The 754-nt window shown below is 54.0% G+C and carries 2 protein-coding genes; both read right to left on the bottom strand.

All coding sequences use genetic code 11. The annotated features are described in order from the left end of the window. Nucleotides 1-339 (bottom strand): hypothetical protein (locus AC5O77_RS21785; RefSeq protein ID WP_494507175.1); only part of this gene is annotated, 339 nt, incomplete at its 3' end. An 81-nt stretch (nt 340-420) separates the two neighbouring features. Then, a partial coding sequence (locus AC5O77_RS21780; protein WP_494507174.1) for a YqaA family protein occupies nt 421-754 on the bottom strand: 334 nt, incomplete at its 5' end.

Here is a 754-nt window from a genome sequence, read left to right as displayed (position 1 = left end):
ATCCTGCTCCGCGCCGATAAAGCACGGCATACTCAGCGGCCACATGCGTTCATCACCGATATTGCGCGCCACGTGGCGATGAATATCGCGCAGGAACGTCAATAAATGATCGATATCTTCATCAACCGGCGTAATAAACTCCAGCAGCGCCTCGGCAAAATCCGTGGTAATCCAATGATGCGTTAATGCCGCCCCCAGATGTTCCGGATGCCCGGTGGTAGCCAGTTTGCCGTCTGCAGTAACGCGCAGCGTTTCGCGCTCAATACCGCGGCGGATGCCTTTTAATGCCTGAGGGTGGGCTTCCAACCAAGAAAGCGCCTGTGATACGTCCGGGATCAAATTGACCTCCCGCTTCTAAAACGATAATTCGTAAGCATACTGAAACCGCACCCGATAGAATATTGAGTTATATTCACTTCGTTAATGCCACCAAGCGATACCCTGTAGCGTTATCATAGTCAAAACGATGTAGCGCAGTGCTTTTCCGATACACAGAAAAAGCACAACAGGACCCCACGGCATGCGCAGCCAACCTGCCAACACGCACAACACATCGCCCACCACCGGCATCCAGCTGAGTAATAACGCAGCCGGGCCAAAGCGTTGCAACCAGCGCTGCGCCGTTGCCAGCCCGCGTTGTGGTTTCATCGCCGGTAGCAGGCGCCCGATAATTACATTGGTTACCCCGCCGAGCGTATTACCTAACGTCGCCGCCAATACCAACAGCTCCGGCGAAATACGACCATTGCTCAAC

The sequence above is a fragment of the Stenotrophomonas sp. INTA L402-1 genome, from assembly GCF_059295135.1.
Note: the sequence above shows the minus strand (reverse complement) of the source record. Positions and strands in the feature narration are given on the sequence as shown.